Raw genomic sequence first — 16,323 nt, 5'->3', positions numbered from 1 at the left:
TGGCTACGTCCCGACCGGGGCCCTCGGTGAGGCCCCTGGCTGGTGGCCCAGGACTGCGCCTCCCGGAGCCCACAGGCGGGCGAGAGTGACATCGGGTCGTGGGCGGCCGGAAGCCGGGATCCTCGTCACACCCCCTGAGGAGGCGCTCACGTAAAGAGTCCTTTACCATCGGCTCGGTCCAGGGGAGTATCCCGTCACGACGCACGTCGTCAACACGATCGTGGAACGGCACGGTCCGGCGCGCTCGGCCCGCTCGCGGGTAGGGGGAGACTTGGTCTCCTCGACCTGCCTCCGGAGCGCACGTGAACATCCCCTTCTGGGTCTGGCTCGCCACCATCGGTGTGACGATCGCCTTCTTCGTCTTCGAGTTCGTGGCCCACGTACGCACCCCGCACGAACCCACCATCCGCGAGTCGGCGCTCTGGTCGGCCTTCTACATCGGCCTGGCGTTGCTGTTCGGAGTGGGTGTCGGGCTGGTGAGCGGCTGGAACTTCGGCGGTGAGTACTTCGCCGGGTACCTCACCGAGAAGGCGCTCTCGGTCGACAACCTCTTCGTGTTCCTGCTGGTGATGACCGGGTTCGCGGTGCCGAAGGCCTACCAGCAGAAGGTGCTGCTGATCGGCATCGTGATCGCGCTGGTCATGCGTGGCGGGTTCATCGCGGCGGGTGCCGCGCTGATCGAGAACTTCTCCTGGGTCTTCTACCTCTTCGGCGCGCTGCTGCTGGTCCTCGCCTGGCAGCAGCTGCGACACGACGACGGCGCGGACCCCGGGGACAACGCGGTGACCCGGTGGGCCCGCAGGGTCCTGCCGGTCACGGACGACTTCCGCGGGGACCGGCTGTTCTCGAGGGAGAACGGGCGGCGCATGGTGACGCCCCTGCTCATCACCGTCGTCGCGATCGGCTTCGTGGACCTGATCTTCGCCGTCGACTCCATCCCCGCGATCTACGGCCTCACCGAGGAGGCGTACATCGTGTTCACCGCGAACGCCTTCGCCCTGATGGGCCTGCGCCAGCTCTACTTCCTGCTCGGCGGGGTGCTCGAGCGCCTGGTCTACCTGGCCCAGGGCCTCGCCTTCATCCTCGCCTTCATCGGCGTGAAGCTGATCTTCCACGCCCTGCACGTCAACGAGCTGCCGTTCGTCAACGGCGGCGAGCCGCTGCTCTGGGTGCCGGAGATCCCGACCTGGCTCTCGCTCGTCGTCATCGCCGGGGCGATCACCGTGGCCACCGTGGCGAGCCTGATCAAGACACGGGGCGCGCTCACCGAGCCCGCCGAGGAGCCCTCGCAGAGCTGAGCCTCACGAGGCGGTGACCACGTACGCCGCCATCTCGCCCCGGACCTCACCCTCGCCGAGCAGCGACGTCATGACGGCGGCGACCACCCGCGTCGCCGCCGCGACGTCGCCCCGCTCGGCGAGCTGGGCGCGCAGCGGCGTCCCGGTGCAGAACCCCCGGGCCACCGCCTCGGCCGAGGATGCCGTGCCCTCCCGGACGACCCGCTCGACGGTGACGCCGACGAACCCGGCGTCCGTCAGGTCCGCCCGCATCCGGGCCGGGTCGGTGTACCCGTGCGGGACCGTCGACACGAACGGTGGCGGGTCGGCCGGGAACGCGGTGCGCAGGCCCTGTTCCAGGGCCGCCGCGAAGACATGGGTGTCGACCGTGTCCCAGGCGGTGAAGAGGAACCGGCCGCCGGGCGCCAGCACCCGACGCACCTCGGTGTAGGCCCCCACACGGTCGGAGAGGAACATCACCCCGAACCCGCACACGACCAGGTCGACCACCCCGTCCTCGAGGGGCAGCCGCGCCGCGTCCGCCTGCTGCCAGCGGGCCTGCGGGGCGCGGAGGGAGCCGACCTCCACCATGGCCGGGTTGAGGTCGGTGGCGAGGACGTCCCCCGACAGCTCGCGGGTGACCACCCCGGTGCCCGCCGCGATCTCGAGGACCCGCCCGGCACCCCGCGCACGGTCCGCCAGCTCGGCGGCGAAGGGGGCGAACACCGCCGCCTCCAGCCCCTCGGCGTACGCGGCGGGCATCGTGTCGGCCCAGACTCGGTCGCGCTCGGTCGCCATCGGCGGGACGCTACTCGGGAGCGTCCGGCCGGGCATCGGCCGAAAGACGCAGCAGCACGCTCACCCGGAGGCCACCGGAGGGCAGTGGCGTCAGGGTGAGGGTGCCGTCGTGCGCCTCGGTGATGCTCGCGACGATGGCCAGCCCGAGGCCGACGCCCGCATGGTCGGTGCGCACCCGCCCGGTGCCGCGGCGGAAGGGCTCGGCGAGGGTGGCGACCGACCGCGGATCGAGCAGGGCGCCGGTGTTCTCGACGACGAGCTCCGCGGCCCCGGGACCGGCGCCGGTGCGGATCCGCACGGTGCCGTGCTCGGGCAGGTTGTGGACGATCGCGTTGAGCACGAGGTTCGTCGTCAGCTGCAGCAGGAGCGCGGGCGAGCCGACGGTGGGAGCGGGATCGGTCACCGTCTCGAGGGCCACGCCGTGCCTGTCCGCGAGGGGGACGAGCGCCTCCGTGGCCTCCTCGGCCAGGAGCGACAGGTCCACGTCCTCGCCGGTGAAGGCCCGCTGGTCGGCTCGGCTGAGCAGGAGCAACGCCTCGGTCAGGTCGATCGCGCGGGTGTTCACCTCCCGCAGCCGTGCGAGGGGTGCGGGGTGGTCGGGATCGAGGCGGGCCACATCCAGCAGCGCCTGGGTGATCGCCAGCGGGGTGCGCAGCTCGTGGGAGGCGTTGGCGGCGAACCGGCGCTGGGCGGCGACGTGGGCGTCGAGCCGGGCGAGCATGGTGTCGAAGGCGTCGGCGAGCTCGCGGAACTCGTCGCGGCGCCCCGGCAGCCGGATGCGGTGGGTGAGCGACCCGGTCGCGGCCAGGCGGGTGGCGTCGGTGAGGCGGGTCAGCGGGGCGAGCATCCGACCGGCGAGGACCCATCCCCCGACCAGCCCGACCACGGTCAGGAACCCCAGGACGACGGCCGCCACCGGGACGAACGACAGCACGACGCCGTCCGAGAAGGGGTGCGTCGTGGTGATGATCAGGCCGTCCGGTCGGAAGAAGTAGCGCAGGGACACCCACAGCGCCGCGAGCAGCACGATCCCCGCCACCACGACGACCCCGGCGTAGCTCAGGGCGAGCTTGAGCCGGACGCTCGGCCCCGGCGGCCTAGCCATCGATTCGGTACCCGACCCCGGCCACGGTGGCGATGATCCCCGGCTCCCCGAGCCTGCGGCGCAGGGCCGACACCGTGATGCGCACGGCGTTGGTGAACGGATCGGCGTGTTCGTCCCAGGCCCGTTCCAGCAGCTCCTCGGCACTGACGACGCCGCCCTCCGCCGCGACGAGGACCTCGAGGACGGCGAACTGCTTGCGGGTGAGCGCGACGTACCGGCCCTCCCGGTGGACCTCGCGGCGGAACGGGTCCAGCCGCAGCCCGGCGACCTCCCGCACGGGCGGCCGGTGGTGCGCACGCCTGCGGTCGAGGGCACGCAGCCGCAGCACGAGCTCGCGCAGGTCGAAGGGCTTGGTCAGGTAGTCGTCCGCGCCGAGCCCGAAGCCGGAGGCCTTGTCGTCCAGCCGGTCGGCCGCGGTGAGCATCAGGATCGGCAGGCCGCTGCCGGACGCGACGATGTGCGCGGCGACCTCGTCCCCCGACGGTCCGGGGATGTCCCGGTCGAGGACGGCGATGTCGTAGGTGTTGAGCCGCAACAGCTCCAGCGCGGTGTCGCCGTCCGCCGCGAGGTCCGCGGCGATGGCCGCCAGGCGCAGCCCGTCCCGGACGGCCTCCGCCAGGAGGGGCTCGTCCTCGACCACCAGCACCCGCACGCTGCTCGATGCTACGAGCAGGCGCCTATCGCCGGCGTATCGGGAAATCGATACGCGCCGACGACACCGCGGCGGCTTGACTCGCCCTGTGATCCGCGGATGGCACGACCTCGTCGACACGTTCACCGGCGTCGCACTGCTGACGCTGGCCTGCCTCCCCGTGGCCGCCCTCGTGGCATGGGCCCTGGCGCACCGGCGCCGGGTCACGGGCACCGAGCCGGGGTGGGCGCGCCGCAGGTCCGTGGCCGAGGTCGGGATGGTCTACGGGACGGTCTGGTTCGTCTGGATGACCATGCTGCCCGGCAGCCGCCCGGGCGAGGTGCCGGGTCGGCTGAGCCTGGTCCCGTTGACCGACCTGCCCACGATGGGCTGGCCGGGGATCGTCGGCAACCTGCTCGGGCTCGCCGCGCTGGGGGCCTTCGCCCCGGTGCGGTTCACGGCGTTCGCCTCGCTGCCCCGCGTCCTGGCGCTCGGGACGGGGTGTTCGGTACTGATCGAGACCGCGCAGTTCGTGCTGCAGCTGGACCGGGTCTCCTCCGTGGACGACGTCCTGGTCAACACCGCGGGCGCCCTCCTGGGCGCCCTGGCCTCCCGCCGCTGGTGGCGGACCGCGACCCTCCCGGCCGGCGCTGCTCCCCGCGGGGAGATGACCGAGCCCGGGGCCTCGCGCCCGTAGTGTCCTCAGCGTGCTCGTCAACCTGCATTCGCACCTGGAGGGCAGGATCCGGCCCGCCACGGCGCTGGAGCTCGCCACCGCGCTCGGCCTCCCGGAGCCGCCCGGCGGGTGGGCCGGTGCGCTGGAGGTCGCCGAGCCCGGCACCCTGACCGCGTACCTCGACAAGGTCGGGGCGAGCTACCCGTTCCTCGCCGACCGGGAGATGCTGACCCGGGTGGCGCGCGAGGCGGTGGAGGACTCCGCCGCGGACGGCCAGGACTACCTGGAGCTGCGGTTCGGGCCCTCGACCCACGTGCGGCCCGGATTCGATGTCGACGACGTGGTCGACGCCGCGTGCGAGGGCGTGGCCCAGGGGGTGGCCGCCACCGGGATGCCGGCGGGCCTCGTGCTCGCCGCGCTGCGTTCGCACTCCGACGAGCGGAACCTGGCCGTCGCGCGGGCCGCAGCGCGCCGTGCCGGAGACGGGATCGTCGGGTTCGACCTGGCGGGGGACGAGCTGCGGTTCCCGGCGGTGGACCGCTACGTCCCCGCCTTCGGCATCGCCCGCGCGGCCGGGTTGGGGCTGACCTGCCACGCCGCCGAGGCCGCGCCCGCCGCGGCGGCCCTCGAGGCGATGGACCTGCTCGGGGTGACGCGGATCGGGCACGGGACCCGCGCGGCCACCGACCCGCACGTCCTGGCGGAGCTCGCCGCGCGCGGGGTGGTGGTCGAGGTGTGCCCGACGTCGAACGTGCTGACCGGGGCCTGCGCGAGCCTGGCCGACCATCCGCTGCCCCGGTTCGAGGCGGCGGGGGTCGGCGTGGTGCTCGGCGACGACAACCCGCGCCAGACCCGCTCGACCCTGTCGGCCGAGCGCGTGATCGCCGCGGAGCTGCTCGGATCCGACGAGGGCGCGCTCGCGGCACTCGACCGGCGCGCCGTCGGGTGCGCCTTCCTCACCGACTCCGAGCGCGCGCGGCTGTCGGCGGGTCTGCCCGCCTCCCCGTGACCGGAGGGCGGGTCGGCGGACCGGGCAGTAGCCCGTCGCGGGTGAGGCCGCCGTCCGTCACCGGTTCTAGCGTCCGGACCGTGACGACTCCGGCCGCCGAGCGACCCACCGCCGCAGGCAGCCGGCGGCTGAGCCTGCGGTGAGCACCGAGGCACTGCTGCTCGCCCTGACCACGGTCGTCCGGCCGACCACCGTGGCGGCGGTGTTCGCCATCCTCGCCACCCGGACGCCACAGCGGCTGTTGGTCGCCTACGTCGTGACCGGCGCGGCGTTCAGCGTGCTCGTCGGCGTCGTCGTGGTGCTGTTGCTGAACGGCCTGGCCGCGGCCACGTCGTCGTCGGCGCCGCGACCGGTGCTCGACCTCGTCCTCGGCGGGGCGGCGCTGGGGTACGCGGGCGCGGCCTGGGCGGGGTGGGCGCCGCACCGGCGCAGCGCACCACCGCCGGACGAACCGACCTGGATGCAGCGCAGGTTGCAGGGCCTGACGGTGCGCGGCTCCGCCGTGGCCGGGGTGCTGACCCACCTGCCCGGTCTGGTCTACCTCGCCGCGCTGAACGCGATCGTCGGGAGCTCGGACGGTGTGCCCGGCGCGCTCCTGCAGATCGGCGTCTACAACGCGATCTGGTTCCTGCTGCCCACGGTGGCCCTGCTGCTGTCCCTGCGCCGCGCCGAGCTGTCGCGCGAGCTGGTCGTGCGCCTCGGCGGCCTCGTCCACACACACCGACGGCTGCTCACCGTGCTGGTACTGGGCGTCCTCGGCGGCTACCTGCTGGTCGACGCCGTCCTCGAGCTCGCCCGCCACGGGTGATGCCCCGGCCCCGCCGCCCGCGCAGAGTGCGGGCATGGCAACCCTGACGGTATGGCGTCCCGACCCGGCCGCGGAGTCTCGGTGACTCGCAGCGACACCCGCCTGCGGCCGCGCACGACCGGTCCGGGCGGGGACGACGGGGAGCAGGCTCCCCCGACCGCCCCCGAGCCTCCGCGGCCGTCCCGCGCCGAGCGGGCCGCGCGCGGCCGTGCGCTGCGCGGCGACGTGTCCCGGGCCGGCCACGCCGAGCTCGGACCGGACGCGGACCGGGAGGACCCGCTCGACCTCCTGCGCGGCCAGGACACCTCGCGAGTACCCGAGCTGCTGCCCATCCGGTACGGCCGGATGGCCGTCTCGCCCTTCGCGTACTACCGCGGGGCGGCCCTGCCGATGGCGAGCGACCTGAGCCGGACGCCGCGGACGGGCCTGGAGGTCCAGCTCTGCGGGGACGCCCACCTGGCCAACTTCGGGGTCTTCGCCTCGCCGGAGCGGCGGCTGGTCTTCGACCTCAACGACTTCGACGAGACCCTTCCCGGCCCCTGGGAGTGGGACGTCAAGCGGCTCGCGACCAGCCTGGAGATCGCCGCCCGGGAGAACCGCGTCCCCCACCGGGCACGCACCCGGATCGTGCGCGCCGGAGTGGCCGCCTACCGGGCCGGGATGGCGGAGTTCGCCGCGGCCACCGCCCTCGACGTCTGGTACACCCCGGCCGACGTCGACGACGTGCGTAGGCGGTTCAAGCACGAGATCCGGGGCGACCGGGCCCCCCGGCTGGAGAAGACCCTGGCGAAGGCGCGGACCCGCGACAACCTCGGGGCACTGGCCCGGTTCGCGGGCGGGTCCGCGGCCGAGCCCCGGATCATCGCCGAGCCCCCGCTCATCGTGCCCGTCTCCGACCTCACCGAGACCGCGTCCGCGGCGGAGGTGTGGGCGAACCTGCACACGGTGGTCCGGGCCTACCGGGAGAGCCTGGAACACGAGCGGCGGGTGCTGCTGGACCGCTACCGGTTGGTCGACATGGCCCGCAAGGTCGTGGGCGTCGGCAGTGTGGGAACCCGGTCCTGGATGTTGCTGCTGCTCGGCGACGAACCGACCGATCCCCTGTTCCTGCAGGCCAAGGAGGCGGGCCCCGCCGTCCTGGAGCGGTACCTGTCGGCGAGCGCGTACGAGAACTCGGGGCAGCGGGTGGTGGTCGGCCAGCGGATGATGCAGGCCGCCAGCGACCTGTTCCTCGGCTGGGTCCGGGTCTCCGGCTTCGACGACCGGACCCGCGACTTCTACATCCGGCAGCTTCGAGACTGGAAGGGCTCCGCGGACGTGGCGCGGATGACGCCGAAGGGACTGGCGACCTACGGGGAGCTCTGCGGCTGGACCCTCGCCCGGGCGCACGCCCGCACCGGCGACCCGGCCGCCGTCGCGGGCTACCTCGGCTCCGGCACGACGTTCGACAAGGCCGTGGCCGAGTTCGCGAGCGCCTACGCGGACCGGAACGAACGCGACCACGCCGCGCTCGTCGCCGCGATCGGCGCGGGCCTGATCACGGCAGCGAGCGCCTAGGCCTACGGCGCGACCGACGAGGCGGTCGACGGCCGCGAGTCCGGCAGGTCGGCGTAGTCCGGAAGCTCGATGCCGTTGATCGCGCGGTCGGCCAGTGCCATCAGGGCCTCCATGTCCGGCTCCTCGTCCGGCGGCGGCCCCTGGAGGCTCTGCACGTGCACCCGGCCGATCTCCTGGTTGGCCTCGACGAACGCGCGCATCCGGGCCTCGTAGGCGGCGAACCCCTGCTCCGGGTCCCAGCAGGCGGCGGCGAGCTCGCCCGCCAGCAGGTACGCGCCGACCAGCGCCAGCCCGGTGCCCTGGCCGGACATCGGCGACGAGCTGAACGCCGCGTCCCCGAGCAGCGCCACCCGCCCACTCGACCAGCGGTCCATCACGACCTGCGCGACCTGGTCGAGGTAGAAGTCCGGGGTGTCGTCCAGGTGCGCGAGGATGCGCGGGGTCTCCCAGCCGAAGTCCGCCATCCGCTCGCGCAGCAGGCTCTTCTGCGCTTCGACGTCACGGTGGTCGACGTCGAAGTCGGCCGCCGGGAACGAGAGCATGGCGATCGCCTTCGAGGTGTCGCCCACGGGCCGCAGCCCCGCCGAGCGCCCCGCCTCCTGGTAGTCGATCAGCCAGCGGTCCAGGCCGAACTCGTTGGGCACGGTGTAGAAGGCCAGCACCAGCCCGAGGTGGCGGATGAACTCCTCGCGCGGCCCGAACACCATGCCGCGTAGCGCCGAGTGCAGCCCGTCCGCCCCGACGACCAGGTCGAAGCGCCGCCGGTCCCCGCTCGCGAAGACGACGTCGACGCCGTCCGTGTCCTGGGTGAGCTCGGCGATCCGGTCGCCGAAGACGTACTCGACGCCGTCCCGGGTGTCGTCGTAGAGCACCTGGGACAGGTCCCCGCGCAGGATCTCGATCTCCGAGATGTAGCCGTCGCCGCCGTCGTCGTCCGCGCGGTAGGTCTCGACGACGTTCCCGTCGACGTCCACCGTGTACGCGCCCGCGGTGTCCGTGCAGGCCGCGCGCACCTCCGCGTCCAGCCCCATCCGCCGGATGACCTCCTTGGCCACCCCGCGGGCGTCCACCGCCTGACCACCGGGACGCAGCCCGGGAGCCCGCTCCACCACGGTCACCTCGGCACCCCGCCGCCGCAGCCAGTGAGCCAGCGCGGGCCCCGCGATGCTCGCCCCCGCCACCAACACCCTGCTACCACTCACCGGAGCCTCCTTCGTCGACATCGAGGGGAAGACGCCGAGGAGGGCCGAAACTCATCGACGACCCCGGACCCGATGTGCGCGGCCCGGACGACGGACGGGACACACACTGGACTGCGCTCGGTGCAGCAAGCAAGCTTCACCGCGTGACCCTGCCCCCTCGCCCCGGCCTCGTCGGTCGGGACGAGGAGCTGCGGGCGCTGGTCGAGCGGGTGGAGGCCTGTGCCGAGGTCGGGGGTGTGGTCCTCGCCCTGGTGGGCGAACCGGGCATCGGGAGGACCACGGTGCTGGCCGGGCTCGCCGAGCGCATGCGCGGGGTGGGGTTCCGCGTGCTGGCCGCGCGGGGCGCGCAGTCCGAGGTCCACCTCCCGTTCGCCGGTCTGCACCAGATCCTGCGGCCGTTGCTGGGCGGCGCGGACCGGCTGCCCCCGCTCCAGCGCGAGGCGCTGCTCGCGTGCTTCGCGATGAGCGACCCGCCGGACGCCCAGCCCTTCTTCATCTCCCTGGCCGTCCTCGAGCTCCTGGTCGACGCGGCCGCCGAGGCGCCGGTGCTGCTGTGCCTGGACGACCCCCTGCTGGTGGACCAGCCCTCGCTCGACGTGATCGCCTTCGTCCTCCGGCGCATCGCCGACCAGCGGATCGCCGTGGTGTGCACCTCGCGCGGGGAGCCCCTCCCCTTCGCCGACGGCGACGCGCTCACGCAGGTGCACCTGGCGCCCCTGCCCGGGCCGGACTCGGCGGACCTGCTCGGGTCCCGGGCCCCGGGGCTGCCCCGGGACCTGCGGGACCGGATCCTCCGCGAGGCGAACGGCAACCCCCTCGCGCTCCTCGAGTTCGCCGCCGCCGTCGAGTCCGGGCGCGCAGGCGGCTCGGACGACGGCCTGCCCATGACCACCCGTCTCGAGCGCGCGTTCGCGGCGCGGGCGGACGGGCTCGACGCGCCGTCCCGGGTGGTCGTGGACGTGGCCGCCCTGCACGACGGCGAGGACGTCGACGACATCCTGGCCGCCGCGGCGCTGCTGGACCCGGCGGCGGGGCGGCGCGACGCGGTGGCCCCCGCCCTGGACCTCGGCCTGCTCGTCCTGTCCGGCGACGTCGTGCGGATCGCCCACCCACTCGTCGGGTCGGCGCTGCGCCATGCGATGCCGCCCGCGACCCGCCGCGCGGTGCACGCGGCGCTCGCCCGCGTCCTCGCCACCCGTCCGGACCGCGCGATCTGGCACGAGGCCTCCTCCGCGCCGGGTCCGGACGAGCGCATCGCGGCCGGGCTCGAGCGGGCGGCGGCGGACGCCCGCCGCCGCGGAGCGGTGTCCACGGCGGTGCTGTGGCTGGAACGGGCGGCCGCGCTGAGCCCGGACCCGCACGACCGGGCGTCCCGGCTGCTCGACGCCGCCGAGGCGGGCCACGAGCTGGGGCGCTTCGCCCAGGTGCAGCAGATCGCGGCACGGGTCGCCGACCTGCCGCTGCGCGCTCGCGACCGGTCCCGGTTGACCTGGCTGGAGGGCGCCTTCCACGACGGCGCGACGAGCGAGCCCGCGGAGATCCGGCACCTCGTCACGCTCGCGCGGCGCGCCACGACGGACGACGAGACCGACCTCGCGATGCAGCTGCTCATCGGCGCCGCCCGCCGGGTGTGGTGGCGGGACCCCGGCGAGCGGGTCCGGGACGAGATCGTCGGCGCCGCGCGCGAGGTGCCGCTGGCGGCGGAGGATCCCCGCCGCCTCGCCGCGCTCGGGCTCGCCGAACCGCTCGTGTTCGGCGCGGAGATCATGGACCGCCTCGACGGCTGGCCCGCGGACGCGCACGGCAGGCCGGACGTCGCCGGGGTGCTCGGCATCGCCGCCTTCTGCGTCGGCGACTTCGGCCGGGCCACGGCGTTCCTCTCCGCCCCCATCCGGCAGCTGCGGGCCGAGGGCAGGCTCGGGCTGCTCGCCGAGGCCCTCGCCCTGCGCTCGTGGGCCGAGATCAACCTCGGGGTGTTCGACGCGTCGCGCTCGGCCGACGAGGGCCTGCGGCTCGCGGAGGAGACCGGTCAGGCGGTCTGGGCGGCCACCGCGGGCGCCGCCGTCGCAGTGATCGACGCGGTGGCAGGCCGCTGGGACCTGCACCATCCGCTGCTCACGGACGCCGAGGAGACCGCGCTGCGGCTGCCGAACGCGAGCTCGTCGCTGCTCGCGGGCGTCCAGCTCGCCCGCGGGGTCGCCGCGCTCGGAGCCGAGCGTCCCGAGCCCGCCTTCGACGAGCTGCACCGGGTGTTCGTCCGCAGCGATCCCGCCCACCAGCAGGTGCAGCAGATCTGGGCCCTCAGCTACCTGGCGGACGCGGCGGTGCACACCGACCGGCGGGAACCGGCGTCGGGCCTGCTCGCGGCGATGGAGAAGCTGACGGCGAGCGCGCAGGCGGCGGGCTCGGCGATCCCGCTCGAGTACGCCCGCGCGGTCCTCGCCGACGACGCCGACCCGGAGAGGGCCGAGGAGCTGTTCCGGGCCGGGCTCGACGGCGCGGGCCGGGACCTCCCGTGGCACCGCGCCCGACTGCAGCTCGCCTACGGCTCGTGGCTGCGCAGGCAACGGCGGTCGGTCGACTCCCGCGGCCCGCTGCGGGCGGCCCGCAGCACCTTCGACACCCTCGGCGCCACGACCTGGGCGCACCGGGCCGACCGCGAGCTGCGGGCGACCGGCGAGCGGGGCTGGCGGCCCACGCAGAGCCTGCGCGGGCTGCTCTCGCCGCAAGAGACCCAGATCGCCGAGCTGGCCGCCCAGGGGCTGTCCAACCGCGAGATCGGCCAGCGGATGTTCCTCTCCCACCGGACGGTCGGCTCGCACCTGTACCGGATCTTCCCGAAGCTCGGGGTGACCAACCGCAGTCAGCTGGCGGGGGCACTCGGACAGTCGTCCGACGCTAGCCCCGCGCCCCAGAACCCGTCCCCGACGGGTCACGACGACTGAAGCCGCGCCCCGCCCGTCGTCCCTAGCGTTCGAGCCACACCGGACGAAGGACGACACCCATGGCCACACCTGTGCTCTTCATCCACGGCCTCTGGCTGCACGCCACCTCCTGGGACCCCTGGGTCGAGCTGTTCCGCGGGGCCGGGTACGACCCGCAGGCACCGGGCTGGCCGGGGGACGGCGCGACCGTGGAGGCGTCGCGGGAGCACCCCGACGCGATCGCCGACCACGGCATCGACGACGTCGTCGAGCACTTCGCCCGGATCATCGACGAGCTCCCGCAGGCCCCGATCCTCGTCGGCCACTCCTTCGGTGGCCTCATCGCCCAGAAGCTGCTGGGCCAAGACCGCGCCCGGGCGGCGGTGGCGATCGACGCCGCGCAGATCAAGGGGGTGCTCCCGGTCCCGCTCTCCGCGCTGCGGGCCACACTGCCCGTGTTCAAGAACCCCGGCAACAGGCACCGCGCGGTCTCGCTGACCGCCGAGCAGTTCCGGTTCGCGTTCGGCAACGCGGTGTCGGAGCAGGAGTCGGACGAGCTGTTCGCGCGGTGGACGATCCCGGCGCCGGGCAAGCCGCTGTTCGAGGCCGCGTCCGCCAACTTCGACCCGCACTCGCCGGCGAAGGTCGACACCGCCAACCGGAACCGTGGCCCGCTGCTGCTCATCGCCGGCGGCAAGGACCACACCGTCCCGGAGTCTGTGACCCGCTCGACCCTCAAGCAGTACCGCCACTCCGACGCCGTCACCGAGATCCGGAGCCTGCCCGACCGCGGCCACTCGCTGATCATCGACTCCGGCTGGCCGGAGATCGCGGAGCTCTGCCTGACCTGGCTGAAGGAGCAGGGCCTGTGAAGCTCGACCTCGCGGGCCGCACCGCGGTCGTCACCGGGGCGAGCCGGGGTATCGGGCTGGAGATCGCCCGTGCCCTGGTCCGCGAGGGCGCACGGGTCGCGGCCGGTGCGCTGAACGGGTCCGCCGAGCTGTCCGCCCTCGCGGACGAGAGCGAGATGATCGTCGTCCTCGACGACCTCACCACCACCGCGGGCTGCCGGACGCTGGTCGACCAGACCGTGGACCGCTTCGGCGGCATCGACCTGCTCGTGAACAACGTGGGCGGTGTCCACCCCCGCACGAACGGGTTCGCCGAGGTCACGGACGAGGACTGGGACTGGGCGCTGCGGGTGAACCTGATGTCCGCCGTCCGCGCCACCCGCGCCGCGGTCCCCCACCTCGTCCGGGCCGCACCGTCCGCGATCGTCACGGTCTGCTCGGTCAACGCCACCCTGCCGGACCCCGGAGTGATCGACTACAGCGCCGCCAAGGCCGCCCTGCGCAGCCTCTGCAAGTCGCTGTCGAAGGAGCTCGGCCCGGCAGGCGTGCGCGTCAACACGGTCAGCCCCGGCCCCGTCGAGACGGCGTTGTGGCTCGGCCCCGGCGGCGTCGCCGAGACGCTGGGGCAGGCGCAGGGCGCCGACCCCGCCGCGGTGCGGGCGGCCGCCGTCGCGGGTACGCCGATCAGCCGCTTCACCCGGCCGTCGGAGGTGGCTCAGGTGGTGCTGCTGCTCGCCTCCGAGACCGCGGGCACCGTCACCGGCACGGACGTGGTGATCGACGGCGGCCTGGTGACCACCCTCTGAGCCGGGGGGAGACACCGGCCGGGGTCACCGCACGGATCGCCTCCGGACCGCTCCGACGATGCCGGTGACCACGAACAACACGATCCCGACGATCGCCAGCCAGAGCAGCGACTTCACGACGAAGCCGACGACGGCGAGCACGACCCACAGCACGAGCAAGGCGATGATGATGCCCACGAGGACCTCCCGATCAACGGGCCGGGATTCCCCGTGGGCGGGGCTTGCACACCTCCGCCCTCGCGCGGTCCGGGGGCTCAGAGCGCGAACTGCTCCCAGAGGAGGGCGGTCGCGGTGTCGGGCCAGGCGTGACCCTGGCCCGACAGCACCTCGCGGGTGACGCCTCGGCCCCCGCAGGCCCAGGTGGTGCGGGTGCTGTCACCGTCGGTCGCGGTGGACCCGGTGCCGCACGCGTCGGCGGTGAGGAAGGGGGCGAGGGTGGCGTCGAGGGACGCCCACCCCCGCTCCGGGCGGCCCTGGAGGGGGACCCGGTCGTCGGCCGTCCCCGCGACGGCGACCACGGTCACCGGTGTCGGGCTCGGGCACGGGCCGGTGACCGCACCGGCGACCGGGCCGATCCCGGCGAGCGCGCCGCCCGCGCAGGCCCAGGTGTAGCTCATCATCGCGCCGTTGGAGAAGCCGACCGCGTACACCCGGCGCGGGTCCACGCCGTCCGCCCCGACGAGGGTCTCGACCAGTGCGGACAGATAGCCGACATCGTCGACGCCCGTGGACGCGGCCCTCCCGCAGCAGGCGCCCGCGTTCCACGTCCTCCCGACCCCCTGCGGGTAGGCCACGACCACGCCGTCCCGGGCGGCGAGGTCGTCGAACCCCAGGCTCCGCATGTCCTGTGCCGTGCCGCCGCTGCCGTGCATGACCACCACCAGCGGCGCGCCGGGCGCCACCGACGCCGGCCGGACGACGAGTGCCTCCCGCGGCCCCTCGGGGCGGGCGAGGGTCACCGTCCGGTCGGCGGCGGGCGCGGACACGCCCGGCGACGCGGGGGCGGACCCCGCCGAGGGCGCCGAGCAGGCGGTCACCAGGGCGAGCAGCAGGAGGGTGAGCAGGCGCCGCACCGTCGGCAGTATCCACCACCAGGAGGTGGGTGCGCCTCACCCGGTGTCGGGACGAGAGACCACCCGGCCACCGTGCACCACGAGCCGCCGGGGCGGGCGGGTCACGACGGTCTCCGCCGGGACCGCCCCGTCGACCAGGAGGAGGTCGGCGCGGCAGCCCACCTCGACGCCGTGGTCCCGTCGGCCGAGCACCCGGGTGCCACCGGTGGTCGCGGCGTCGAGGGCGAGCTCGATCTCGTCGTCGGCCCGCAGCGCCGCGCGGGTGGCGAGCTGGTGGGCCCGTGTTCGAGCATGTCGCCGCCGTACGGGGCCCACAGGTCGCGGATGCCGTCGTTGCCGAGCGCCACGGCGGCCCCGGCGGCGCGCATCCGGACCAGCGGCGGGACCGGGCGGTCGTACACCGCGGCCGTCGCGATCGCGACCCCGGCGTCGGCGACAGGGCGATCAGCCGGTCCTGCTCGGCGGCGTCCGCCCCGCAGAAGCCGAACGCCTGGCTGATCGTCACGCGGCCCGCCATGGCCAACGCCCGGGTCCGCTCGACGACCAGCTCCGCCTGCCACGTGCCGAGCGTGCCCGTGTCGTGCAGGTACACGTCCACACCGCAGCCGTGCCGGGCGGCGATGTCGAAGACGGCGTCGAGCGCGGACCGGGTCGCGGTCGTACCCGGCCGGCGTGCCGCCCGGCCGCCTCCTCCACCGCCTCGACGCGGGCCAGCCCGACCTCGGGATCGATCGACGTGTGGGTGCGGATCACCGCGGTGCCCCTCGCGACCATGTGGTCCAGCAGACCGGAGATCGCCTCGACGGACGGGATCCCCAGCTCACCCCGGCGGGCGCGTTCGTTGTCGATCCGGTCGGCGAGCGTCGGGCCCGCGGTGTTGGGCACCCAGCGGCCCCAGTACGTCTTGTCGACGTGGCAGTGGGCGTCGACGAGACCGGGCAGGAGCAGCGCGCCGCCGCCCTCCTCGACGGTGGCGCCCGCGGCGTCGAGGCCCGGGCCCACCTCCGCGATCCGGCCGTCCCGGACCAACACGTCCGTCTCGGCGGCGCCGCCCGGGCGGACGTCGCGCAGCAGCAGGTCGCCACCCCGCGTCGAGAGTCCGTTCCCCCGACCGCGCCTCGTGGGCCGGCTCATCGGGCCGATCCCGCGATCCGCTCGGCGGCCTCGACCACGGCCGGGACGAAGCGCGCGACCAGCTCCGGGACGTCCTGCCTGCCGCTGTGCAGCGACACGCTCGAGGCGGTGCACCAGCTGGGCGCCGTCGCGGGCCAAGACCACCGAAACCCGCTGGACCGACGGCCGCGAGACTCGACTGCGAGTGGCCAGGCGGCCGAAGTCAGGCGCCGGGCAGCCTGGTCCACGCGCTGATCAGCGGCGGCAGGAGGACGACGCCGTCGACGGCTTCGGCCTCGGCGCGAAGCCGCTCCGGCAGGCCCCCCAGGTCCGCGAGCCCGTCCCCGAGGTCCAGACCGAGCCGCTCGGCCACCGGGAACAGCGCGGTCCACACGCCCATGACGAACGCGAGCACGTCGGGCTCCGACATCGGCCCGAGACAGCCGCCCATGGTCAGCCGCGGAGCGGGCAGGCCCGCCTGCTCGAACACCCG

The 16,323-nt window shown here is 74.6% G+C and carries 16 protein-coding genes and 1 pseudogene; 8 read left to right on the top strand and 9 right to left on the bottom strand.

Translation table 11 applies throughout. The annotated features are described in order from the left end of the window. Positions 1–302 precede the first annotated feature (302 nt). Positions 303–1,298, top strand: a complete 996-nt coding sequence (locus ABD993_RS04550; RefSeq protein WP_345413001.1) for a TerC family protein — start codon at positions 303–305, stop codon at positions 1,296–1,298. A gap of 3 nt (positions 1,299–1,301) precedes the next feature. Here the strand turns inward: ABD993_RS04550 and ABD993_RS04545 are convergent, their stop codons facing one another. Genes ABD993_RS04545 through ABD993_RS04535 form a run of 3 tightly spaced genes read right to left on the bottom strand, consistent with a single transcriptional unit; the run spans position 1,302 to position 3,832 of the window. After that, positions 1,302–2,075 carry a class I SAM-dependent methyltransferase gene (locus tag ABD993_RS04545; RefSeq protein WP_345412999.1) on the bottom strand — a complete coding sequence of 258 codons (774 nt, stop codon included), beginning with the start codon at positions 2,073–2,075 and terminating at the stop codon, positions 1,302–1,304. A 10-nt stretch (positions 2,076–2,085) separates the two neighbouring features. After that, complete coding sequence (locus ABD993_RS04540; RefSeq protein WP_345412997.1) at positions 2,086–3,180, bottom strand: sensor histidine kinase; 1,095 nt, start codon at positions 3,178–3,180, stop codon at positions 2,086–2,088. Further along, a complete protein-coding gene (locus ABD993_RS04535) occupies positions 3,173–3,832 on the bottom strand; it encodes a response regulator transcription factor (RefSeq protein WP_345412995.1) in 660 nt (219 codons plus the stop codon). Before ABD993_RS04535 ends, ABD993_RS04540 begins: the two co-directional genes overlap by 8 nt. 76 nt (positions 3,833–3,908) lie before the next feature. On the opposite strand from ABD993_RS04535, the gene ABD993_RS04530 reads away from it, so the two are divergent. From ABD993_RS04530 to ABD993_RS04515, 4 genes are all read left to right on the top strand, one after another. Continuing rightward, a complete protein-coding gene (locus ABD993_RS04530; RefSeq protein WP_345412993.1) occupies positions 3,909–4,508 on the top strand; it encodes a VanZ family protein in 600 nt (199 codons plus the stop codon). A 10-nt stretch (positions 4,509–4,518) separates the two neighbouring features. After that, a complete protein-coding gene (gene add, locus ABD993_RS04525) occupies positions 4,519–5,496 on the top strand; it encodes an adenosine deaminase (protein ID WP_345412990.1) in 978 nt (325 codons plus the stop codon). Positions 5,497–5,635: 139 nt separating this feature from the next. Beyond that, positions 5,636–6,304 carry a GAP family protein gene (locus ABD993_RS04520; protein WP_345412988.1) on the top strand — a complete coding sequence of 223 codons (669 nt, stop codon included), beginning with the start codon at positions 5,636–5,638 and terminating at the stop codon, positions 6,302–6,304. 81 nt (positions 6,305–6,385) lie between these two features. Beyond that, complete coding sequence (locus ABD993_RS04515; RefSeq protein ID WP_345412986.1) at positions 6,386–7,861, top strand: DUF2252 domain-containing protein; 1,476 nt, start codon at positions 6,386–6,388, stop codon at positions 7,859–7,861. A gap of 2 nt (positions 7,862–7,863) precedes the next feature. On the opposite strand, the gene ABD993_RS04510 is transcribed toward ABD993_RS04515, so the two are convergent. Beyond that, a complete protein-coding gene (locus ABD993_RS04510) occupies positions 7,864–9,063 on the bottom strand; it encodes an FAD-dependent monooxygenase (RefSeq protein WP_345412984.1) in 1,200 nt (399 codons plus the stop codon). A 143-nt stretch (positions 9,064–9,206) separates the two neighbouring features. Here ABD993_RS04510 and ABD993_RS04505 point away from each other — a divergent pair, with 143 nt between their 5' ends. The 3 genes from ABD993_RS04505 to ABD993_RS04495 are packed head-to-tail and all read left to right on the top strand — an operon-like array spanning position 9,207 to position 13,644. After that, entirely contained in the window at positions 9,207–12,008 is a 2,802-nt protein-coding gene (locus tag ABD993_RS04505) for an ATP-binding protein (protein ID WP_345412982.1), read from the top strand. Between the two features lie 59 nt (positions 12,009–12,067). After that, the gene (locus ABD993_RS04500) at positions 12,068–12,859 is read left to right on the top strand and encodes an alpha/beta hydrolase (protein WP_345412980.1); all 792 of its coding nucleotides are present in this window, start codon (positions 12,068–12,070) and stop codon (positions 12,857–12,859) included. Further along, positions 12,856–13,644: an SDR family NAD(P)-dependent oxidoreductase gene (locus ABD993_RS04495; RefSeq protein WP_345412978.1), complete on the top strand. Its 789-nt coding sequence runs from the start codon at positions 12,856–12,858 to the stop codon at positions 13,642–13,644. The genes ABD993_RS04500 and ABD993_RS04495 overlap by 4 nt, the downstream gene beginning before the upstream one ends. A 24-nt stretch (positions 13,645–13,668) precedes the next feature. On the opposite strand, the gene ABD993_RS04490 is transcribed toward ABD993_RS04495, so the two are convergent. From ABD993_RS04490 to ABD993_RS04470, 5 genes and pseudogenes are all read right to left on the bottom strand, one after another. After that, positions 13,669–13,821 (bottom strand): hypothetical protein, encoded by a 153-nt coding sequence (locus ABD993_RS04490; RefSeq protein ID WP_345412976.1) that lies wholly within the window; start codon positions 13,819–13,821, stop codon positions 13,669–13,671. Between the two features lie 77 nt (positions 13,822–13,898). Next, positions 13,899–14,717, bottom strand: coding sequence for a CE1 family esterase (locus ABD993_RS04485; RefSeq protein ID WP_345412974.1), 819 nt, complete (start codon positions 14,715–14,717; stop codon positions 13,899–13,901). 36 nt (positions 14,718–14,753) lie between these two features. Then, complete coding sequence (locus tag ABD993_RS04480; RefSeq protein ID WP_345412972.1) at positions 14,754–15,032, bottom strand: hypothetical protein; 279 nt, start codon at positions 15,030–15,032, stop codon at positions 14,754–14,756. A 186-nt stretch (positions 15,033–15,218) separates the two neighbouring features. Beyond that, positions 15,219–15,851, bottom strand: coding sequence for an amidohydrolase family protein (locus ABD993_RS04475; RefSeq protein ID WP_345412970.1), 633 nt, complete (start codon positions 15,849–15,851; stop codon positions 15,219–15,221). Positions 15,852–16,053: 202 nt separating this feature from the next. Then, positions 16,054–16,323: pseudogene (locus ABD993_RS04470) on the bottom strand (methylase); the annotation flags it as partial.

The organism is Pseudonocardia xishanensis (assembly GCF_039541715.1).
In the GTDB taxonomy this organism is placed as follows: Bacteria; Actinomycetota; Actinomycetes; order Mycobacteriales; family Pseudonocardiaceae; genus Pseudonocardia; species Pseudonocardia xishanensis.
This window is presented reverse-complemented; position numbering and strand designations above follow the sequence as displayed.